This is a genomic window from Alkalimarinus coralli, assembly GCF_023650515.1.
Classification (GTDB): domain Bacteria; phylum Pseudomonadota; class Gammaproteobacteria; order Pseudomonadales; family Oleiphilaceae; genus Alkalimarinus; species Alkalimarinus coralli.
The window spans coordinates 2,411,106-2,433,909 of sequence record NZ_CP096016.1; the positions used below are offsets into that span (position 1 = coordinate 2,411,106).

The 22,804-nt window shown below is 44.3% G+C and carries 19 protein-coding genes and 2 tRNA genes; 10 read left to right on the top strand and 11 right to left on the bottom strand.

The features are described from left to right. The first annotated feature begins 188 nt into the window (after positions 1-188). On the top strand, positions 189-1,193 hold the full coding sequence (locus MY523_RS10685; RefSeq protein ID WP_250658748.1) for an AraC family transcriptional regulator: 1,005 nt from the start codon (positions 189-191) through the stop codon (positions 1,191-1,193). A gap of 29 nt (positions 1,194-1,222) precedes the next feature. Here the strand turns inward: MY523_RS10685 and MY523_RS10690 are convergent, their stop codons facing one another. Then, positions 1,223-2,281: a sensor domain-containing diguanylate cyclase gene (locus tag MY523_RS10690; protein ID WP_250658749.1), complete on the bottom strand. Its 1,059-nt coding sequence runs from the start codon at positions 2,279-2,281 to the stop codon at positions 1,223-1,225. A 238-nt stretch (positions 2,282-2,519) separates the two neighbouring features. On the opposite strand from MY523_RS10690, the gene MY523_RS10695 reads away from it, so the two are divergent. Both MY523_RS10695 and MY523_RS10700 read left to right on the top strand, forming a co-directional pair. Then, a tRNA-Met gene (locus MY523_RS10695) sits at positions 2,520-2,596 on the top strand. Between the two features lie 73 nt (positions 2,597-2,669). Then, positions 2,670-2,746 (top strand) — tRNA-Met (locus MY523_RS10700). A gap of 305 nt (positions 2,747-3,051) precedes the next feature. On the opposite strand, the gene MY523_RS10705 is transcribed toward MY523_RS10700, so the two are convergent. The 9 genes from MY523_RS10705 to MY523_RS21805 all read right to left on the bottom strand — a co-directional run bounded on the left by MY523_RS10705 (position 3,052) and on the right by MY523_RS21805 (position 13,577). Then, positions 3,052-4,359, bottom strand: a complete 1,308-nt coding sequence (locus MY523_RS10705; protein WP_250654696.1) for a hypothetical protein — start codon at positions 4,357-4,359, stop codon at positions 3,052-3,054. A gap of 82 nt (positions 4,360-4,441) precedes the next feature. Further along, positions 4,442-5,137, bottom strand: a complete 696-nt coding sequence (locus MY523_RS10710) for a hypothetical protein (RefSeq protein WP_250654697.1) — start codon at positions 5,135-5,137, stop codon at positions 4,442-4,444. A 469-nt stretch (positions 5,138-5,606) separates the two neighbouring features. Next, positions 5,607-6,077, bottom strand: coding sequence for a hypothetical protein (locus tag MY523_RS10715; protein WP_250654698.1), 471 nt, complete (start codon positions 6,075-6,077; stop codon positions 5,607-5,609). Continuing rightward, positions 6,065-6,499: a type VI secretion system amidase effector protein Tae4 gene (locus MY523_RS10720; protein WP_250654699.1), complete on the bottom strand. Its 435-nt coding sequence runs from the start codon at positions 6,497-6,499 to the stop codon at positions 6,065-6,067. The genes MY523_RS10715 and MY523_RS10720 overlap by 13 nt, the downstream gene beginning before the upstream one ends. Positions 6,500-6,952: 453 nt before the next feature. Beyond that, positions 6,953-7,450, bottom strand: a complete 498-nt coding sequence (locus tag MY523_RS10725) for a hypothetical protein (RefSeq protein WP_250654700.1) — start codon at positions 7,448-7,450, stop codon at positions 6,953-6,955. Positions 7,451-7,729: 279 nt separating this feature from the next. Beyond that, a complete protein-coding gene (locus tag MY523_RS10730) occupies positions 7,730-9,025 on the bottom strand; it encodes a DUF1302 family protein (protein WP_250654701.1) in 1,296 nt (431 codons plus the stop codon). An 11-nt stretch (positions 9,026-9,036) separates the two neighbouring features. Then, positions 9,037-12,246: an outer membrane lipoprotein-sorting protein gene (locus MY523_RS10735; RefSeq protein ID WP_250654702.1), complete on the bottom strand. Its 3,210-nt coding sequence runs from the start codon at positions 12,244-12,246 to the stop codon at positions 9,037-9,039. Between the two features lie 47 nt (positions 12,247-12,293). Continuing rightward, complete coding sequence (locus tag MY523_RS10740; RefSeq protein WP_250654703.1) at positions 12,294-13,109, bottom strand: alpha/beta fold hydrolase; 816 nt, start codon at positions 13,107-13,109, stop codon at positions 12,294-12,296. A gap of 48 nt (positions 13,110-13,157) precedes the next feature. Continuing rightward, positions 13,158-13,577, bottom strand: a complete 420-nt coding sequence (locus tag MY523_RS21805) for a MarR family winged helix-turn-helix transcriptional regulator (RefSeq protein ID WP_250659255.1) — start codon at positions 13,575-13,577, stop codon at positions 13,158-13,160. 466 nt (positions 13,578-14,043) lie between these two features. Here MY523_RS21805 and MY523_RS10755 point away from each other — a divergent pair, with 466 nt between their 5' ends. The 7 genes from MY523_RS10755 (at position 14,044) to MY523_RS10785 (ending at position 21,482) form a co-directional block, all read left to right on the top strand. After that, the gene (locus MY523_RS10755; RefSeq protein ID WP_250654704.1) at positions 14,044-14,784 is read left to right on the top strand and encodes a response regulator; all 741 of its coding nucleotides are present in this window, start codon (positions 14,044-14,046) and stop codon (positions 14,782-14,784) included. Positions 14,785-14,842: 58 nt separating this feature from the next. Beyond that, a complete protein-coding gene (locus MY523_RS10760) occupies positions 14,843-16,501 on the top strand; it encodes a tetratricopeptide repeat-containing response regulator (protein ID WP_250654705.1) in 1,659 nt (552 codons plus the stop codon). A 66-nt stretch (positions 16,502-16,567) separates the two neighbouring features. After that, positions 16,568-17,257, top strand: a complete 690-nt coding sequence (locus MY523_RS10765) for a sensor histidine kinase (protein ID WP_250654706.1) — start codon at positions 16,568-16,570, stop codon at positions 17,255-17,257. An 8-nt stretch (positions 17,258-17,265) separates the two neighbouring features. After that, complete coding sequence (locus tag MY523_RS10770; protein ID WP_250654707.1) at positions 17,266-17,454, top strand: hypothetical protein; 189 nt, start codon at positions 17,266-17,268, stop codon at positions 17,452-17,454. Between the two features lie 127 nt (positions 17,455-17,581). Further along, positions 17,582-18,895 (top strand): acyl-CoA dehydrogenase family protein, encoded by a 1,314-nt coding sequence (locus MY523_RS10775; RefSeq protein ID WP_250654708.1) that lies wholly within the window; start codon positions 17,582-17,584, stop codon positions 18,893-18,895. 55 nt (positions 18,896-18,950) lie between these two features. Then, entirely contained in the window at positions 18,951-20,165 is a 1,215-nt protein-coding gene (locus MY523_RS10780; RefSeq protein ID WP_250654709.1) for an acyl-CoA dehydrogenase family protein, read from the top strand. A gap of 177 nt (positions 20,166-20,342) precedes the next feature. Further along, the gene (locus MY523_RS10785) at positions 20,343-21,482 is read left to right on the top strand and encodes a diguanylate cyclase (protein ID WP_250654710.1); all 1,140 of its coding nucleotides are present in this window, start codon (positions 20,343-20,345) and stop codon (positions 21,480-21,482) included. 106 nt (positions 21,483-21,588) lie between these two features. Here the strand turns inward: MY523_RS10785 and trhO are convergent, their stop codons facing one another. Next, on the bottom strand, positions 21,589-22,638 hold the full coding sequence (gene trhO, locus MY523_RS10790) for an oxygen-dependent tRNA uridine(34) hydroxylase TrhO (protein WP_250654711.1): 1,050 nt from the start codon (positions 22,636-22,638) through the stop codon (positions 21,589-21,591). Positions 22,639-22,804 lie beyond the last annotated feature (166 nt).

Below are 22,804 nucleotides of genomic sequence, written 5' to 3' on the forward strand. Positions count from 1 at the left end.
CAATGTGAAATAGCAACTTTTCCAATAGCATATTCACTCATGTGCAAGATTCTTTCCCCCGAAAAATTCTGAACACCACACACATTCTGAAGGTCAAAACTATTGCCCTTTAATTTGCCATATCAACCTAGCGCTCGGTATGATTGATCCCAACTCTATATTTAGAACTAGCGACAGCCCGGATAGACATGGCAAAACTAACGGTTTCAGAACACTTTGTAACAGCAGCACTTAGTGGCGCTAAGAAAAAAGGTTACAACACATCAAACATGCTGTTAGAGGCGGGCATTGAGCCTGAGCTTATGCTTCAACAAGGCGCGCGTGTAACTGACAAGCAATATACACGCTTAATGCAGATAATATGGAATACCATGGAAGACGAATACATGGGCTTTGCATCCACTAAAAGCAAGCCCGGCACCTTTGCAACCATGTGTTATCTAACCATTCACTGCAATACACTGGAAAGCGTATTCAAGCGCGCAGACGCATTTTATAATCTATTCGAAAAACCGGTATCCATGGCATTAAGCCGGGACGAGGAGCAAGCCCGGTTAACGATTGTTTTTGATGAACAGCTAGATGACCCCTATCACTTTCTGCAAGAGAGTCTGCTCGTTATTTGGCATCGTTTTTCCTGCTGGTTAACCGGAAAACGCATCATGCTTGATAGCGTCTCATTCAACTATCCGGAACCTCCGCATATAGATGAATATAAGCACCTTTTCCACTGCCCTCTAACGTTTAATCAGCCCTGCACCCAGTTAGTATTCAGTGCGCGCTACCTACAAGAAACCATCATCAGAGATGAGCCAGAGCTGAAAAGTTTTTTAAAGTCATCACCTGCAAATCTGTTGGGAAAGCCGGATGACTACAACAGTTACACCAGCCGAATCAGGCAGCAAATAGGGAGAGACTTAAGAGAAGAGCTGCCTGATTTTGAGACAGTATCTGCGGAGCTTAACTTAAGCCCACAAACCCTCAGGCGTCGGCTAAAAGAAGAGAACACCTCATATCAGGAAATCAAAGACAACATTCGACGGGATCAGTCAATTTACCATTTAAGTCGCATGGACTTTTCGATAAACGAAATAGCCCATTTAGTCGGTTTTACCGAACCCAGCACCTTTCACAGGGCCTTTAAAAAGTGGACCGGGCTAACCCCCGGCGCATACCGACAGGGCGAACGTTAAACGCCCTGCTGGTAAGCCAAATCGAGGTGCTAATGAAGATCCAGCACATCAATCAGCGAGCAACGAGGCGGTTTGTGCTTTTTCATCTCGTATAGTTTTTCATCAGCGGCTTTTAGCAATGTTTTATACGTAGGTTCGACCAGTTGATCCGTCGAAATTGAACCATAGCTAATCGCAACCGAGACTTGCAGCCCTCTATATGCCATAGGGCTTTCTGACAGATGATCTTTAATTCTACCCGCAATCAGCTCCGCATCACTGGTATTCTGGTTCGGTAAAAGCAGGACAAACTCATCACCGGCAAACCGAAACACCATGTCGCCTTTACGGGTCATATCGATCAATTTATTGGCCACGTATTTTAGATACATATCCCCGCAGTCGTGGCCATATGTATCATTCACCAGCTTAAAGTCATCACAATCAATAAAAACCAGAGCCAGAGGGTCATGGTGACGCCTGCTTCGGCTCAACTCTCGATCAAGTGACTCCTCCATCTCTCGCCTGTTGCGCAGAAGTGTCAGTGGGTCACGGGTGGCAAGAAAGCTGATTTTCTCTCTGATTGAAACACCGGTAAGCGAAATAGACGCCTTAACGGCAAGCTGTTTTAGAAAGAAGCTATCTTTTGACGGTTCATACCGGTCTGTCGAACTGTCACCCAGGTTAAGGCTGCCAATTATTTTCCCATCCACAACCAGTGGCAAAATGGCCATAGAACCAAGTTTCGGATAAATAGGAGCAGGAATAAGATAACGGTATTTTTTAAAGCCATCGTTCACCAAAATCGGTTCACGGCTACTTTGAGTGGCTTGCAAAAAATCCATTGTCGCCATGATATGCAGTAACGGGTTTTTATCTTGCTTTTTGTCTCTCCCAATAGAACGCAGAAGGTGGTCATTAACCGGCGAGTCAGTGAGAGAAACCCACACATTTTCAATATTAAACTTGTCAGCGACCAACGAGAGCAGTTGATCAAAAAAGTCAGAACAGTGCCCGATATTCATAATCTGAACTTCTATATCAAAAAGTCGCCTGGCAATATCTTCGTTTTTCCTGGCCCTTTCGATTAACTCTTCCACAGTTGGCATAATCTGGTTGTCTCTGAGCTCTTTGTTGTCTTTGTTATACTGTTACTCTTGTGTTTAATATACCTAGCCTAAACCAATATTCATTTATTTTCAGCATTTTGGTTGTATAGATCGTGTATCAATGATGACCTTATCTCATTGTTTTACAGTGCCTCTTGATATAACGACCAATTGTGCCCTGAGTACAATAAAAACTTGACGTTACGCGCGGCCATCTATAGTATACGCCCCACGTTGATGCGGGGTGGAGCAGCCTGGTAGCTCGTCGGGCTCATAACCCGAAGGTCGTCGGTTCGAATCCGGCCCCCGCTACCAAGTTTAAAAAATCGATTTAATGAGTCGCTTTTTTAAAATTCAACGAAAATTTAGTTTGAAATACCAGTATTGATGCGGGGTGGAGCAGCCTGGTAGCTCGTCGGGCTCATAACCCGAAGGTCGTCGGTTCGAATCCGGCCCCCGCTACCAATTAAAAAACCAATTAGAGAAATCTAGTTGGTTTTTTTTCGTCTATTATTTAGTAAATGACAAGATAGAAAACACGTCGGGCTCAGCCCTCCAGTAGCCAGCGAAGGTCGTCAGTTCGAATCGGGCCCCCGCTACCAATTAAAAAACCAATTAGAGAAATCTAGTTGGTTTTTTTTCGTCAGCAACCTGATAAACGACGAGACACACATAGCAATATCATCAAACAAATCAAGCCATAAGAGAACAGCCCGCCGCAAATATAGTCTCCTCTATTAGTGCGACGGCAACCTGAGCAAGTATTTAACCTAAATCAACTCTAACAGTGTAAATGTTTGAGAACGAAAAAGCGTATTCTCTTTATCCATGTTTATGATTCGATATTTTGCTGCAATGCCATATTCTACATCAGTATTTTTCGCAATATCCTGCGTAACTCCACTGAAATAGATAGCCTTTTTATCTAATGAGAGGTTTTGAACGGAAATTGCGCTATGCTGCGTGGATTTGGAGAATGGAGCAAGCTCATGATCCAACTCAGCCAAAGTGGCAATTTTCCCATTGTGGTAAAACGACAAGCTATCGATCGTAATGTAGTTTTTACTTTTATTCGATATGATAAATTTACCATCCTTTAAATAGATCGATACTTGTTCATCTTCTGCAAGAAACGACCTAGGCAATACATTTTGGTATGACATTGCTTTCACAAAAACCTGCACATCGAACGCATCCATTGATGCACTGATTTGTTTCGGGCATTTCAGCTGATAGTCGGCATATAGGTAGACCCCCTCAGTACAAGAGACATTGAGAGTAGATACACTATCTCCCAAATCAGCCAACAGCAATTTGTTTTGATTTTTAACCAAATAAAGAAGATTGCTAATTTCTTTTGCGCCCAATGCCTTGACCCTATTGGATTGCGTTAGGATATTTTTCTTAACCGAAATGTGGTTTTCAAAGTCTCTGGAATTTTTGTCGAACAAGCCGGACTGATCAATCAACTTTATGTTCGGTACGGCATTAACCTTATAGGATTTGGTCTTATTTTCGTAAATCCTATCAAATTCTACTTTTTCGCTATTATAATCTCGCAACACATCCCGATAATTATATCCAAACGCCTTTCCAAGAGAGTTTAACTTCTCTTCTGCTTGCTTAACCGCCTCACCAAATTTCTCACGATCAAATTTCACTGCTGCTGGAGGGGATGCTAGCCCCATTCCCAACGTAAAAACCGACAACACAGCATACCCAGCTGATTTTTTTGGCGTAAAATCTACCTGAGATACTCTAAACAGTCGCTCATCTTCAGAGCTGCATTGCCGGTTCAAGCCTGCAACATCAACACCAGCAAGGCAGTCTTCATCATGAACATTCCACATTGGACGCAAGTCAGACAACCTAACCCAAGGGTCTGAGCCTTCATACAACTCTGAAAATTCAGTAAACGAATAGCCATCATTTAGTTTTTCAAGCTTGCCATAAAGCTGATATTCGTATTTGCCTGCTTCCCGGTTCGGCTCCCTGTCTCGAGAGTCTCCAATTGACGAATTGGAATTACAACCCACTATTAGCAATGACAGCAATAGCACATGAATAGATGTTTTCACCGTTACCTCCTGTAGTATTTGACCTATATTTGTCTATATCCTTTCTTTAACCCCACACATCTACATTAAGCTGTTCGCCACTTTAAAGCTGTTCTCTTTCGGCTCTCTTAAGATCTGAAAGATAGTTCACATCAATATGGCTAGCATGAAAAATACTCCAGTGATACTCAGTATAATTGCAGTGCTTATTTGTAGTAACCCAATTAAGTGTATGAAGAGCAATAATCACCGCTTCTTGTGCGTCCTTAATGTTTGCGCTAGAAGATAAGTAAAATACATTTCCGTATTTTTGTGGCTTTGGCTTCGTCTCAGATATGGTCACGTATTTTTCTCGATCCAACCTACTTACCGCGCTAGGCAACGGCTGCCCTAAAACCAACGCTGAGGCATGCGAGAATGATGCTGGATCGTTGTTCATTTCATACAGGAAAGGCTTGTTTACAACATACTTTCCTACCGGAAGATTTTTATCGGATTGTAGGACATACATGTTTTTTTCATAAGCGTACCGACTAAGCAACTCTGCAAAGAAACTCTCTGTGATATGCGTTGAATTATTTCTTGGTGATCCTATGCGGCATACACCATCATTGTAATCAGTATAAACGTTGTATAGGTTCCAACTTTTTCCTCGCTCAATAGGCTCTCCCATTTTTTGGCTAAGGTAAGCTTCCAAACTGTCCACGCTATTGGGGTTGGGAATACTCAAGTCTTTTATTTGATTTATACCGCACCCGCTAAGTAAAAAAACCAGTGCTATTAATGCAGCGCTCTTCATATCTTTCTCTCCATGTATAGAGCAACATCCGTTGTTTTAATTCGACAAGCTAGTAGATGTTGCTGTCGCCTCTTTTAAGCGATTTAACAAAACTCGTGAACAACAATGCTGACATCTTCAACCTAGCATAAGGGGAAATTTTGCAATGAAAAGAAGGGTATCAAAAGGGAGTTTAATTAAAAGCTTTTTATTATGACGCCTGCTTGCACAGTTTATTCGTGCTTTACAGAATTAAAATAAATATAACTGTAAAACTAAGACGCTACCATCATACTTCCACCGTATAAAATAGACAGGACAAAAGCGCTATTATTCAATACAACTTGTCTTTGAAAAACAAATCGCGCCCCCGCTACCAATTAAAAAACCAATTAGAGAAATCTAATTGGTTTTTTCGTCTGGGATTTGAGAAAACGAAATTATAATCGGACAAAAAGCTCGTCGGACTCAGCTCTCTTGTAACTAGAAATCAATTCCAGTGCGCAAACATCCAATATATTTTCTCATCTGCTTTAGAGTTTGGGCAATAAATCGTACTTCTATCAACATGCGTTGAAACAGATATTTCTCCACTTTCTTTTACCAGCACCCCCTTGGACAGCATCCCACACTCATCCTCTGAAGCAAATTCAACTGGATAATTCATGCTTTCTTTTTCTAAAGATCCGCCAGCAACGATAAACACGTGAGAAGAAACATCCTTATAATATTCTCTACGGATTTCGCCTGATTTTTCAGTCAAGAAGAAACACTTAGAGCCAATACCTAAATCGTACTCCCTTTTTTCTCCAGTTGGGGTAAGCGCGCTCAATATACATACCCCTCCCTTTTGCTCCACTGAAAAAGCTATTCCTTGAACTAAACCTTTTTGCCCCGCCGAAATAGCACAAGAACTAATCAATATTAGTAACAATAATGAAAATTTACTTAAATACGCCAAAACCACACCTCCTCCGCATATCCAAAATACGAAGCGTCTCCCTTGGTCATTCGTTGGCCATCCCATAAATCAATATGGTCACCTTGATTTCCCCGACCCCAAAAATTCTTAAAAAACACAATCCCGCTATTTATAAAAGAAGATGCTTTTGCGCTCTTGTGTATAGCTGGCCTACCAAAGCTACCGCCACCAAAAGCTAACCAATCGGCCAATTCTTGCGCTCTTAGAACATGATTCTTATGACCATGCCAACACTTCGCGCTACGAAAACTAGAAAGCGAAACTCCAGACGCAGATAATGCAACCCCCATCCTTATCGCACATTGATTCTCAAAATTTCCCACTCCGTTAGTTGCGCATGGTTCATCAAACCCATTATTTGCAGGGTGATTAGCCCACAAAAAACCAAATGAAACTGACATAAAATTTCCCTTTTATTTACTATCCTATTACTACGCACTGAATTCTTGCTAGGCATAATGACCCACTACAAAAGTGCTGAACTCCAATTCGCGGGTTAGACGAGCCAGAGCCATAACTTAATTGATTATCGCTATTGCGAGGGTCAGCACCATGAAAAACGATAACATACTATTTATCGGCATGGATACTCTCAACGAATTTACTGAGGTCGCCAATTCTCTTGCGTGGCGACCTCATTTATTTAGATCATATCCAAATGGCGCTTACTTAAGAATTATAGAATTAGATAAATCACTCTATACGATGACAGCCTTTGTAATACCTTCTAGTTTTCCGCCGAGCATAAAATCGGGCGCTGGGAGCCCTCATACAAAGACCATGGCAAAATGTGTGACTGCAAAGAACTAAGAGGGAGCCCAGCTTTAGGGGATCGGTTAGACAACAGCCAAGTATTAATTTGCAGGTGGTGCCTTGGGGTTTAACAGCATTTTATTAGGCTGATAGCGCGGTTTTTTACGTTTTGGGTCTTGTAGTTCTGCTATACGCTGGCTGACCTCCAGGTTTTCATCCATCTTCGGAAACTCCTCCAGAACTTTTTCAAAGTACATCATCGCACGCTCATCACTATAGTACTTGTGCGTCGGCACACTATACATCAGCCCGTTTTGATAAAGCGCCTGCGCTCTGACATTGTCTGGATATGAGGTATCTTCATAGATATGCAAATATGCCCGCTCGGCATCGAGTACTTTATTTTTACTGATGGCATCTATGGAGGTATCAATAAGCTCGGGCTCCATGGCATTAGTTGCCTCTGCCCTTTTTCTAACATCCTCGGCTGCTACACTCACTTGCAATGCGCCATAGCTGACCGCAGACAATCCCCAGCCAATCCCACACCCTTGCAGTATTAATAGACCTAGCAAAACCCCTGCTACTCTTCCGTTCATAACGTTATTCTCCTTATTGGCAGGGTAGGCTAACACCCTATTAATATTAGATTTGTGATCGCTGTAAGAACATACCATGTATTCTATTTAAACTAAATATCTCGAATGCTGACACGTTACGTGGGCACAACCTTAGAGGATATGGCCATAAATGAATCATCTACACTCTGCCTGATACTGTTCGAGCAACCCTGGCACGGCTTGTTTAAAGCGGCTTTCTAACGACAGCTATTTGGATTTATTGTCCCCCATTTGTTAGCACATCAACAATAATTAGCGTCAATCCAAACCCAACTCAAAACCTATGCTAACACGGTCATTTTCATCAAACTGACCATATACACCGTCTGAGTCACCATAGAATTTATCCAGACTCAATATAACATCGAGGTTTGATAATAGGTTATAGGTTAACTTTGGACGCAGCAAACCATCACCATGATCCACGGAGTACAGGTTCAAAAATCTGAGCTTGAGCGTTTCATTCATAAAACTAATATCCCATAGAAGGCTCACAGTATCCTCTGTTCTTTCTTTCTGTAGTTGATCGGTATTATCCAGAATAGTCGTTTGAAACCACTGGAATGATATTAACTGATCCGTCCACCCCTGATAGTCAAAGCCGATAACAGAACCAAATTGATCAGCCTGAACCACACCTGGAAACGCCTGCTTAGTACGATGATAACGATCTTTTTCATAGGCAAGCTCAGTGCGGACAGTCCAGTTACCAAATACAGAACTGGCACTGCCTCCAAGCAAATGACTGCGCTCATATTCGCCTTCGGTGACGACACCAGCACTCGACAAACCAGTACGGAAAACAGGTTCATCAACATAGTGGTAGAGGTAGTTAAAGGTCACATCCCAACCATTCGTAAAGGTGCTCAACCGCCCTCCCACATCACTATCTAGAAAGAGTCTGTTAGGTGCACCGGATGAACGAAGATCCACCTTTGAATTGCCAGAGGGCACAGGCACCAACAGGGGCGATGTAAATGCAAACGGAGAGGATTGAGGCGCCAAATCATGGGTTGTTGAGTCTGGAATCCAAAGTAACTGAAGCTGGCTATCTTCAAATACTGACACCTCAGCCTTCACCATCCACAATGGAATTCGCGAATCTTCAACGTCATCCAGAATAAACTCTCGATAACTTTGAGGGTTAACAACATCCAGCAACTTCAAGCCATCCGCTTCACCCCAAACCACTTGCTGCTTACCGATCTTCCAAAACGTAGCATCACCAAAGGTCCAGTACAGCTCGCGTAACTCAGCCATCGCATGCTGGCTAGCATACCTCCCTCCTTGCCAACGCGAATATGTATCAGGGCTGGATGCATGATTAAGGTCATCACTCCCGTCTACCAAAACGCGGCCAATAACCGTTAAATCACCATGCGTTAGAGCGGTATTGAACTCCACGTCAAGCTGCACGTCTTGTTTTTGCCAGTAATGATCAAGATAGCTATAACTATTTTGATTCTTTAGCAATGCACTCAGCCTCCCGCCATACGAAACAGAACCGATAGTAAGCAATGCTATTGCAAGGAACAGTATACTAATGGGCTTCATCACAACCTCGCTCAATTCGGTGCACCACGAGACAATGCGTTGCGTCGAAATATTTGATCATCGATACTCGTCAGATAGTCAACTTCCGACATTAACCATTCTGTTTGATGCGCTGTTTTGTGATGGTTAATAATGAGGCGGTGACGAGTCCAAATACCATCAACCTGGCGAATATCCTCAAACCTAAGCGTTTTTAGTTCATTTAAGTTAACATCCCAATATTTGGCTCGCACGATAAGCCAATTTGAAGTATCAACCCACGCATGAACTTTTCCATAGCCCAACTCTTTTGCAATGGAGTCATTTAACGGATGAGACTCCAACAATAACAGTGACTTACCGTTTTCATTAACCTTAGAGATCGTCTTAAAGTGGTAGTCAGCCAGCTCCAGCTTACCTTCTTTCTTCATGTCTTCGTAAGTAAGATCAGTGCCTAAGAAGTAATCACCTCTGTCAGAAGCAGAAATTCGGCGTGCTTTACGCAAAGCAGGTAAGTACAGCCATTGATCATCATCGACCAATTCATCGGGATAGTCATAGGTCAAAAAGGCGGTGTTTTTTACATTTCTTGGCGACAGATAAAACATGACCGTGCGCTTTTCTTCGCCATAATATTTACGAAACACTCGGGTCTCTCGCTCTCGCGTCTTCCCCCTTCTATCTGTCAGTTTCATCAATATGCTGGCTGAGCGCTGCTCACCCTCCTCTACCGCATTAATTTGCTCTGCAACCCAACGCCCTTCTGGCAATTCAGACGCTGAGACTTCAGTCCCCATTAACCAAACGGCACCCACGATAATAATCGCGCCCCCCATTAATCTGTACGATACTTTCCGCACCCGCGCTCCCTTATTCGACTTGAGCGCCTTTGACGAGTTTTCAGCAATAATAAAGCGGGGTTTAAACAGCAAGATAAGTGCTGGTAACAAGGTCATGCTCATCACGAAACTGGTTGTCATCGATAGCGCAACAATGGTTCCAAAATTGTTTAGTGGCACAACCCTGCTTGAAATCAACACGCCAAAGCCAAAAGCAATGGCCAAAAGGTTAAATAGCAAGGCGCGCCCTGTTGAAGGATAAAACCGGTTTAATGCATCCGGCACTGAACCAAACTGCCGATATAGAACCTTGATCCTGTCGATGGTGTGAATGGCAAAGTCCACTCCCAAGCCTATCGCCACGGCCGAGAACATGGAGGTACCTATACCGAGATCTATTCCAAAGATCACCATCGCGGAATACACGAATAAGATACTTGTCGCCACTGGAATCAGCGCATAAAGACCTGCCAGGGTTGAACCGAAAAGCATTGCTGAAACCAGCCAGACCAGAAATAACGCGATCCCCATTCCTGCAAAATGGCTCGTTCCCAATCCCTTGAGCCAGTGATAGTTCAAATTTACTCGACCACTCAGATTCCCCTTGAGTTCCGAGGTATTGAAATCGGTATCAAGGTAATGCTGTAACGACTCGATTACCTGCTTATTGTTAACATAGTTACCGTCATTCAGCATGATACGAATATTCGCAATGCGATAATCGAAATCAATTTCTTCTTCAAAATCATTTGGCGAACCGGAAGCGGAATATAGTAAAAAATACTGTGCAACGAGATCCCGGTTATCCGGTAAACGATAATAGTCTTCCTTTCCGTCATTTAACGACCGGTTCATTTGTTTAAGGTAATCAACGACCGACACGCTGCCCTGAACACCCGGCAACTGTTCTGCATAACGTTGTAACGCCTCCATCTTTTCTAACACCTGCAATGAGAATATACCTTCAGCATCAGGTGTTTCGACGACCAAATCTATATTACTACTGCCATTGAAGCGTTCATTAATCAGCTGATCAGCGAGATAGATTGGCTCGTCTTTATGGAACGTTTCAATACGGTTGTCATTAACGATCAGTTGAGTTGCAGAAAACAAACCGAGAGTGATCGTCAGCACGAATAGTGAAACCACCAACTTAGGGTACCTCGTGGTAACAAGCCCCATCACCTTCATAAAAGACGCAAATATGTCCCTGCGAGTGCCGACTTTCTCTACTGCGAGTTTTTTAGCTAACTTCGGATTAACCTGTGTTTTTAGCAGGCTCATTGCAGCGGGTAAAAAAACCAAGGAGTACGCCCATGCCATTCCAACACCAAACGCAGTGAACAAACCAAAGAATTTGAATGGAGGCATATCTGCCGCAAAATATAGCCCCATAAACCCTGCGGCGGTTGTCAATGTCGTTAGAGTGACAGGGCGCCACATGTTCGCGAGACTTTCAACAATGCTCTCTCGAATCCCCTCTTCTGGATACTTTACACGGCGTTCAAAATACTCACTGTAAATATGAATACTATCTGCGACAGCAATTCCAATTAAAATAACCGGAAGCGCATTAGTAATGACAAAAAACGGCACGCCAAATGCTGCCATCGCTCCAAAAGTCGTTACTGCAGAGCCTGCAATAATCACATTCGCCAAAAATGCCGACGCGAAACGCCTGAAAGCCACAAACACAATGACTGTAATAATTAACGCAGCAAGCGGGTTAAGACGGCGGGCATCTGAGTCAATATAACGCCCCATATAGCCAGCAACTGCACCTTCACCAGCCACATGAACTTCTAAACTTGATGGGACAGAAACGGACTTAAGTACTTTTAATATTTGTTGGTAGGTTTCCTCAATCCGGGTATCGTCCAAAATCTCAACCACAACCAAAGAAGCCGTTTCATCCTTTGCTACAAGCGTACCTTGATATAACGGGAACTCCCTAATAGCATCACGAACCTGATTCGCCTGCTTCTGGCTCGATAAAGTTCCCTCATAAAAAGACTCAACCAATAACCCCTCTTCGTTGCCAGAAATATTGTTTTCTGTCGCCAGGCTAGTTATGCCCTCCGGGTCTACATTATCAATACCGCTGACAGCAGAAGAGATCAGGCTGATCGTATTTAAACCTTCTGGCGTAAAAATGCTTTGGTCAGCCGCTACGGCAATGACCAGAGGGTCACTCAAACCAAAAATTTCCTTCACCTGATCTTTATACAAAAGCGCAGGGTTATCAGCAGCCAGAAATGCGTCTGACCGAGTATCTTTTTGAAGCGTTGGCAAAAAGCTGCCCAGCAACACCATTACCACTACACCAACAAACAAAATACGTTTTGGGTGATCCACCACCCAGCCGAAAAAAGCGGTAGCAGCATTCATCTTTGACGTGTTCATATTAAACTCACTTGCCATTCAGGCACTTTATATGTGTATGCATGTTTTTAAACCATAAATTCTGCAACTTCTTGCCAAATTTCGGGCTGCCTGAGAACGGCTCTATGCCCTAACCCCTCTGTGCTAATAAGGCGCGCGGACTGCCAGTTTTCTACAATATTCAAAGCATCCCCATACGGCACTTCCTGATCAGACTTATCATGAATAATTAATCCTTTCCCGCAATATCCTTTAAGGTTGCTTGCCGTGTTTAAAGCCTCTGCAGGCAGGCCAACAACACTTTCAATTAGCTGAATAAACCGTTGAGTATTGCTTGAACTCAACCCAATGAATGCAGAAAATCGCCGCAGTACATTGTAAATAGACGAAGGACTGGAAATTAGCACGATCTTAGCGCAGTCAGTTTCTTGTGAAAGCGCCAGCCCTACAGCACTTCCCCCCATTGAATGAGCTATAACTCCCTCAAATGGACCTAGTGTTTTGTAGGCAAGCGATACCGCTTTTGCAAAGACATACGGGTTCGCCTTTTGACCTTCCGAATGCCCATGCGCAGGGCCGTCTAAAGCAATAACCTGAAAACCACGATGCAACAAATCATCAACAAAACCCGACATTTGAGTAGCACGACTTTCCCACCCATGAACCATTAGAACTTTGCGATTTGAATCCCCCCAGGCTATTGCACTTAACCCGTTTTCAAGACCAATGCGCCTTCCCTCCTTTTCTTTCACTTTTTCCCAGCCCTTTAGTGGATGAAGTCTTGGCGTTAGAAAAAGCTCCTTAGCCTGATCCACCGTTGCCTCAGGTCGAACAAACCCCATGACCCTGTTTTTTGCTCTAAAGAGTGATAGTGCAATGTTCATACATTCTCCCTTGAATTAACATGCATACGCATGCATTTATGTAAAAAATTACGCTTTTAGCTCGACGACAGAACGGCTAACCTTAAGCAGGTTTTCTTTCAGTTCCTCCCCCAGATTTTTAGAGACATACGCTTGTGCTTTCTCCCACTGTAGCAAAGCCTCTTTATAAATCGCTCGGCCTTTATTTGTTAAAGAAAGCATTTTTTGTCTCTTGTCGACCCCCGGACAGGCTTGAATCAACCCCTCTCGTAAAAGAGGCTTTAGTGCACGAGACAATGTCGTTTGATCTAAAATTAAAACCTCTTGTAGCTCGGAATTCGTCGTTTGCTTTAAAAATCTCACAGCTCTCAATATCGAAAACTGACTCGTTTTCAAGCCACACTCCTGCAAATAACCATCATATAGCTGACTCAGCACACGATTAGCCTTTCGCAACTCAAGATTTATGCAATTTTCAACGTCAATCATAGCTAAAACTATACATGCATACACATGCTTGTCAATAAATAATATGTCTGAGTGCTAACTACATATTGCATATGGCTATATTGTGGAGGCACAGTTTACATTTGCCAGCCAGCCCTATTTAGGTATGCTTACCCCAATACTTGGTGAGAGTAGACGCTTTCAATGCAACCAGAATAGTTTGCCATTCGACAGTAAACTTCTAGATCTCCCTGTTGTCAGCAACAAGCAGTTTTTATAAAGCGTTCAAGCGCTGGTATGGAGTGCCTCCAAAGGGCTATATCTCATCACATAAAACCACTATCAACAAAAGTTAACGCCTTCTGACTTAAACTAAATGTCCTAAAATCCAGTAAGTTGCTACAATTATCAGAGAAGTACCTATTCAGCAATCAACTCGCTAAGTAAGTACCAAAAGGCGCGCATGGAACAGAGCGCTTTAATCAGGGAACTAAAAAAGAGTCTAACTGTGTCACAAAAAACCGCCCTAGTCGTAGACGATTCATCGACTGCACGCATGCTACTATCGAAAGTTCTCCGTAATATTGGAATGGTCTGTCGAGAAGCCATTTCAGGAGAAGATGCTCTGAAACAGCTCGGAAGCTACAAACCAGATTTTATTTTCCTCGACCACATCATGCCTGGCATTGATGGATTTGAAACACTTAAAACCATCAAGAATAACCCGTTGACCAGTAACATTCCCGTTATAATGTACACCTCGCAAAACGCCTTTAATTACTATAAAGAGGCTCACAAACTTGGTGCCGTCGGGGTTATATCCAAGCAGATTGATCGGGAAAAGCTCTACCTGATGCTAGACCGGCTTTGCATTCACAACGCACCAGGAGATGAGATTTCCCGGCTTGAGCAGTCATCATCAAACGGTGATAGCCGAGCCGATGACAATCAGGAAAAACTGCGCAGGTTAACTGGCCGCCTATCAACCGTAGAAACGGCATATGAAGAGTTATACGAAGAGTTCAAACAATTTAAACAAAGCATTGCCTCAAAACCACAGCATCTGAAGGAGCCACCAGCCTTTTTCTCCCGCAGCAGGGTTTCAACTATTGCTATTGCTGTTTCACTCTTTATCGGTATTTCAGCCTGGGTTGAGATTGGCCATGTTGAATCTATAATGAGTAGTTTTGATGGCCGCATTGGCGTTATGCAAAGCCTGATTCAGGAAATAATAGATCTTCTTAATTAGGTCGAGCTAGCCCTTCCCGTACATATAAGGCAAGAAGGCCGCGACAGAGAAATGTAGTGTGAATATCAAAGAACTGGCTGCACTGCCCAAAACATATAAAAAGCTTAAATTTCTCGTTGTTGATGACTTCGAAAGTTTTCGCATGTCAGTCAAACAGATGCTTCGCGCTTTTGGCGCTGAACATATTGATGTTTGCAGTAATGGCAAAGACGCCGTTCAAAAATGCACCTTTGAACGCTACGATATCGTACTCTGCGACCATAATATGGGTGAAGGACAAACGGGGCAGCAAGTGCTTGAGGAGCTTCGTTTTAACAAGCGATTAAAGCATACCAGCTTATTTATTCTGGTAACGGCCGAGACCTCTAAAGAAATTGTTATTGGCACAAAGGAGTGCCAGCCTGATGGCTACATTGCCAAACCAATAACCAAAGCAGTACTGCAAAAGCGAATGGACAGCCTGATACTCCAGCGCGAGGCGTTACTGCCCATCAATAGGGAGCTTGATCTCGAAAATTATCCGAAGGCCATTACACTGTGTACGCAGGAGATAAAAAAAGGCAGCCGATATCATAACTGGTGCCATAAAACACTCGCTCACTTGTACTACAAAGCCGGAGATCTTCAGCACGCCCAGAAAATATACGAAGATATACTCAATAAACGGGAAATTGCCTGGGCCAGACTGGGGCTGGGCAAAGTCCAGATGGGGCAACAAAAATACCCCGATGCCATTGATCAATTTAAAAAAGTCATCACCGACAATCAGGACTATGTCGAAGCCTATGACCTGCTATCCGAAGCCTATGAAAAAGTCGGCAAACGAAAAGAAGCACAGGTTATTTTGCAGCAGGCAGCATCCATCTCCCCCCTGGCCATTCCAAGGCAACAGCATTTGGGAGAGCTTGCAACCGCAAACCAGGATATGGAAGGCGCAATATCGGCCTTCAAAGCGGCCGTAAAACATAGTAACCATTCCGTGCATGACTCTGCTGACAACTACCTCAATTTAGGCCGTAGCCTGTGTGATAGCAGTGAGTTGGGCGACCCCGAGAAGTCAAAAGAGCATGCAGAAGAAGCCATTAACATTCTTGATAAAGCCGCACGAAAATACGCCAGCGATGATGTCACGGCAAGCGCAAGCCTTATAGAAGCAAGAGTTCACAAAGGTCAGGACAATGAAGCAGCCTCTCAAGCAGCCTTTACAATCGCTGAATCCCTCATTGATGAGTCAACCGTAAACGCCGAAACAGGGGTCGAGTTCGCAAAAACGCTCTACCGACTAGGTAAAACTGACCGTGCTGAGAAAGTGCTTCACAGCCTTGCACAACGCTTTGAGGACGACCCATCTATTATCAACAGCATTGAAGAGCTATTAGACGAGCCTGTTAGCTTACGCCAAAAAATGAAGGCTAGAGAACTTAATAAAAAAGGTATTTCATTGTTTGAAGAGGGCGCACTGGCAAAAGCGATCGATACATTTAAAGAGGCGCTTAAAGAGACGCCAAAACACCCTGCTCTCAACCTCAATCTGGTTCAAGTGGCCCTCAAGTCACTGGAAGGCAAAGCCCCAGGCAATAGCGAAATAGCGTTTCTTAACCAAACGCTGGACAACGTTAAACATATACCGAGTCAGCACAGGCAGTACAAGCGTTTTGTCAGTCTGTCTAAAAAAGTCGCAGCACTTTCTGACAGGGTTAATAGTCACACCTCATGACTTCGATAAAGCCGCGACAACCATCGCTACGACCAAATAAACCACTTTACCAATAAGGATTACGCAATGGCTGAAGATTCAACAAAACCCGACTTTGCAATGGTGATGGCATCAGCGGTTCATGATATGAAAAACTCCCTAAGCATGCTTTTGCATTCGTTAGAGTTAATTAGCGACGAACTGCCAGATGAGATGAAAACATCCGGCAAGGTCGCAACACTTCAATACGAAGCAGAAAGGGTAAATAACGATCTTATTCAGCTGCTGGGTGTTTATCGCCTTGAGAACGACAAACTCTCGGTACATATAGATGAACATTATGTCCGAGACTTTCTTGAAGAACAGGCCGCTCGCTACGAAGTACTTTTCAACTCGCGCTCAATCACTTTGAATATAGAGTGTGAAGATGACCTGATCGGTTATTTTGATCGGGATATGACAGCCGGAATTATCAATAACACCTTGACCAATGCTGCGCGCTACACCCATGACAAAATTACACTAAAAGCGTATCAGGAAGGTCACAATACTGTCTTTGAAATTGCCGATAATGGCGCAGGTTACCCGGCGTCTATGTGCAGTGCGCCGGGGCGAATATTTAAAGGCATTGACTTCGAAACAGGCAGCACCAGTCTTGGGTTGTATTTTGCCTACCAAGTGGCACGCTTACACAAACAAGGCGATAAGGTTGGCAGTATCGCGCTGGAAAATGGCGGAGCACTGGGTGGAGGAATCTTTCGGATCACCCTGCCCTGATATCTTGAGTGCAGTCAAAAACAATAATTAACCATGAAGGCATAACCGCTGACCGCACAGGCACCGTAATTGACTTTAAAGACATATTGACTTTAAAGACACAGCAAGAGAGAACTGAAGCCATTGCTGCTGCAACATTTGTTGGTGCACTCTACCAGTGCTCTTTATCTGTTGTATATGCGAACCGTGACTCATAAACGGATTCGTAATGAATAGACGCATAATATATTTGCACTTTATATTAAGGATCTCGCTTGACGCAGTATTTGTAAGCGCAGTAGTCGCAAGAAGGACTCAGATTAGATTTTAAAGGAAGAATCACCTATGGCAAAAGACACAATCGGGTTCGCTCTTTCAGCGGTCAATAAATTTGCTGGCTCTTCACTGGTCAAAAAGTTAAAACTGCAAAAACCAGCCGAAAAAATTGCCTATATATCAACCCGAACAGGGTTTCAGGTTATTTCATCTACCAGCGCTAAAGTTCAGCAAGCAAAAAACTTCTTTACTCCCACTGCTTCCGCGAAACAGGCAACAGCACTTTTCGACCCATCCTTTTCAGAAGAGCAACGTCTTATTAAAGACAGCCTGGATCGATTTTCTTCTGAAGTCATACGAACAGAAGCCTTTGAAGCAGACCAGCAGGCTTCAACACCACCAGAATTGTTCCAGCAAGCCAGTGAAATAGGCCTGCTGGCATACTCCGTACCCGAGAAGCTGGGCGGGTATATAGACACGCCGTCAACCGTTACTAACCTGCTAATCGCCGAGTCCATTGCTCATGGTGATATGGGAATCGCAACCGCATTACTATCAACCATCAGTGTGGCGAATGTTCTCACGCGGTGGGGCACAGAAGAACAGCAAGCGCACTGGCTGAACCCGCTGATAAAATCGCTTGAACAACCCCAGGCACTGTTTGCAACTATCGCAATCAATGAACCCACACCGCTTTTCAACCCTCATAATCTGACTACCAGTGTCACCCCGATTGATAATGGTTATAAATTGAATGGGCAAAAAAGTGCGGTATCGATTGGCGAACAGGCAGATTTTTTTCTAGTCGCTGCGTCCTCTCCAGGAGGAGAACAGCACCTCTACATCGTAAATAGTGCGTTAAAAGGTATTACTATTAATAACAGCCCGGGGATGGGGCTCAAGGCGGCAGGCCTTTGTACAGTCACATTCGAAGATGTGCAGCTACCTGAAGATGCGCGCTTGGGCGACAACAGCTTTCACTACCAGACATTTCTTGATTTGGCCAATTTAGCCTGGTGCGCAATGGCAATCGGGTGTGGTCAGGCGATTCAAGACTACGTTGTAAAATACTGCAACGAACGAGCTGCCTTTGGTGAACCGATTAGTCACAGACAGTCTGTCGCGTTTATGATTGCAAACATTGGGATAGAGCTGGAGGGCATGCGACTCCTTACCTACCGGGCGGCCAGCCGAGCTGAACAGGGGCTTCCCTTTCATCGAGAAGCCTATCTGGCCAAGGTACTCTGCTCAGATAAAGCGATGGAAATAGGCACCAATGGTGTTCAGCTTTTGGGTGGCCACGGTTTTATTAAAGAGCACCCCGTCGAACGCTGGTACCGGGATATGAGATCCATCGCTATCTTATACGGACTGCACGCTTAATAACCCATAAGAACTCTGATTAGCCGCTTGTTTGCAGTAAGAACACAGGACGCAAATGATGAACTATGAAATACCCCGTAAATTTAACGCACTTATTAATCAGGCTCAGCAGGTAGCAGTAGAAGTTTTTCGCCCTATATCCCGCAAATATGATATTGCTGAGCACGAATATCCGGTCGAACTCGATATGCTGGCCTCAATCATGGACGGCATGAATGATGGCGATATTAAAGGCGGTGCCGGTGCAACAAAACTCAAACAGGACAAAGACAAAGAAGCAGAAGGTGCCGTAAAAAACGGCAGCAACATGGCCACCGTGTTAGGGCTAACAGAACTCTGCTGGGGAGATGTCGGGCTCGCACTAAGCCTGCCAAGGCAAGGTCTGGGTAATGCAGCGATTGCCGCAGTCGCCAACAAAGAGCAACTTGAGCGTTATAAAAACACCTGGGCCGCAATGGCGATCACTGAGCCTGATGCAGGCTCTGACTCAGCCAATATCAACACAACAGCTACATTGGACGGCGACGAATACGTAATCAATGGAGAAAAAATCTTCATCACCGCTGGGGGCCGTTGTGATGCGGTCGTTGTTTGGGCATCGCTCAACAAAAAACTCGGTCGCGCTGCAATTAAGTCGTTTATCGTTGAAAAAGGCACCCCGGGAATGGAGCTTGTCAGACTTGATAAAAAGCTGGGAATAAAGGCCTCCGATACTGCTACGATCCGATTTGAGGGCTGTAGAATTCCCAAGGAAAACTTGTTGGGCAACCCTGACATTGACACCCAAAAAGGCTTTGGTGGTGTCATGCAAACATTTGACAACACCCGCCCTGTTGTTGCCGCAATGGCCGTTGGCTTAGCAAGAGCGTCTATTGAGCTGACACAGGCACTGCTCAAGTCAGCCGGGGTTATTGCAGACTACGCAGCCCCAATTAACAATTCGCTGGCGAGTGAGGCTGAGCTATACCGTATGGAGGCCGACTTGGAAGCCGCTCGATTGCTGACACTGAAAGCAGCCTGGATGGCAGATAACGGCTACCCTAACTCAAAGGAAGCTTCAATGGCCAAAGCAAAAGCAGGCCGCACGGCTAACAGTATCACACTTAAGTGCGCCGAGCTTTGCTCATCCATTGGCTATAGTGAATCCCACCTGCTGGAGAAGTGGGCCAGAGATTCAAAAATCCTCGATATTTTTGAGGGTACGCAGCAAATTCAACAACTTATTGTCGCTAGGCGAATGTTAGGCAAGAGTTCAAGCGAGTTAAAGTAAACGCTCCACCTATTCGCAGGCTGAACTGTGAAACCTTGTAAAAACCAGTCAATAATGCTCATTTATTAGCCAGTCGCAAAAGCTTAGTTTTGCGACTATTGTTATAATGCAAGCCGAAAATTATCAACTGTTAAATTCCCCTTGCTTTGCATCGCGGGGTGCTCGGAGTATTGCTTTATGTCACTGCCAGACTGGTATCAATGGGATAGCCAGGAAAAGAAACTTCGCTTTTTCGGCAATGATGCAGTCCTGCTTTGGAAAAAGCCTACTCTGCTAAACATGCTAAACCCACTCATTGAACAACTTGGTGAGAGTTTCTATTTCTTGTTAGTTGCTTATGAGGCCTCCGAAGGCGCAAGCGAAAACTACCGCTATATTACATCCCGCAAAAACTGCAGCTTTGAGCAGGGCTTTGCGGTGTGGGCTGATGTCGTTAGCACCGCTGGTTGGGGTTTTATGACGCTCAAAGCGGTAGATTGGAAAACCAAAACCGCAACCATCGAAATTGAAGACCCGTGCGAACTGACAATACGACAAACCAGAAATATACGCGACAACCTTCCGATGATATGCGGAAAAGTATCCGGTATTTTCAGCCATGCAATGAACAGTAATATGCGAGCACTGGTTACCGATATACAAAGCAAAAACAACCGGATGTGCGCAAGGATTGAGCTAACTAAATCAAACGCAACGCTGAAGTCAGAGCTTGAACAGCTTAATGCAAGAGAAGGCCACACCCGCTACGAACATCTTCAAATACTTAACAAGAAACTTCAAGAGACTCAAAGTGAGCTTGAAGAGGCTAATCGACGGCTCACCGAACTGGCCATTAAGGATGATTTAACGGGTGCATATAATCGCCGTTATTTTATTGCTCAGGCCTCTCAACACCACAGCTATCAAGTGCGCTATAAGATGCCCGTCTCGGTCATGATGCTGGACATTGATCATTTTAAAAAGATTAACGACACCTATGGGCACCAGGCTGGAGATATTTCACTGGTTGAATTTGCCAGCACCTGCCAGGAAAACCTGCGAGATACTGACATGTTCAGCCGTTTAGGAGGGGAAGAGTTCGCTATTTCGATGCCTGGATTGGATCTAAGCCATGCAGCTCAAACAGCAGAGAAAATTCGCAGCCTTATTGAGGCGTTGCGAATCGACTATTCTGACGACAAAACCATAAACTTTACCGTCAGTATTGGCGTCGTAGAAATGCAGAAACAGGAGTCACTCGAAAGCGCGCTTAGCCGTGCCGACAAAGCGCTGTATACTGCCAAGCGAAGTGGCAGAAATCGAGTGGTTTCCGCCTAGCGGGTTGCACGGGCTACGCCACGCAACCCGCTTTAGACTAAAAGCATCTGATGGGCCTGCCGATTCCCCCCAAAAAAACCGATTTATCCTGAAAACCAGGGTAAACCTACCCCGGAAAGTCAGAACAACGCTGTTGTTGTTTAAGCCGTGCTTCTTGCTTAAGCTCTCGCCGCTTGGCGATCACTTTTGCGGCTTCACCACCCACGTGCTGCTCACCACGTTCGGATGATAGCTGAATCTGGCGCTGCCGCTCAGCATAGCGTGCCTTTTGTTCCGCGGTACTTTTATCAAAGCAATGAGGGCAACTTACTCCCAAAACATACTGTTCACTTTGTTTGTCTTGCTCAGTAATAGGAAAGCGGCAGGCATTGCACTGGTCATACTGACCCTTTTCCAACTTATGATCGACCGCAACACGATTGTCAAAAACGAAGCACTCACCTTCCCACAAGGTTTCTTCTTCAGGCACCTCTTCGAGATACTTTAGAATCCCGCCTTCAAGATGGTAGACCTCGTCAAATCCCTTCTCTTTCAGAAAGGCCGTGGACTTTTCACAGCGAATACCACCAGTACAAAACATGGCAACTTTTTTATGCTTTGACGGATCCAGGTTTTGATCAACATAGTCAGGAAATTCCCTAAATGTTTCTGTTTTCGGGTTAAGGGCATTTTTAAATGTGCCAATATTAACCTCGTAGTCATTTCGTGTATCAACCAGCAAAACACCTGGATCCGAAATTAACGCATTCCAGTCTTTTGGCTTAACATAAGTGCCAACGATGTGCTTAGGATCGATCCCTTCCACCCCCATCGTGACAATCTCTTTTTTAAGTTTAACTTTTGTGCGGTTGAACGGAACCTCATCATCAAAGGATTCTTTATAAGAGATATCCGCGAACCGGCTATCAGACCTCAGCCAGGCTAAAAGATTATCAATTCCCTGTCTGCTACCCGCTACAGTGCCGTTAATTCCCTCCTCGGCAAGAAGCAGGGTTCCTTTTACACCATTTTCAAGCATTACATTGAGTAGCGGCTGCCTCAGCGACTCAAAGTCTTCAAGGGTTACAAATTTATATAGCGCGCATACAACGACTGGCGATGCGTTCTTGTTAGAGAGCGTGCAATTGTTAACAGGGGTGTGATCTTGTTGTGACATATTAATAACCTATCATGCGTTCTGGAACGTAAAACCAGAGCAATTTGTGGGGCCGCAATTGTAAACAAAACAGGGGTATTTATCAGTAATGATTTGTATAAAATATCACCAGAACGGAGTGCAATAAACAGATAATGGCCGCAATTGGCTCGGTGATATGATAAAC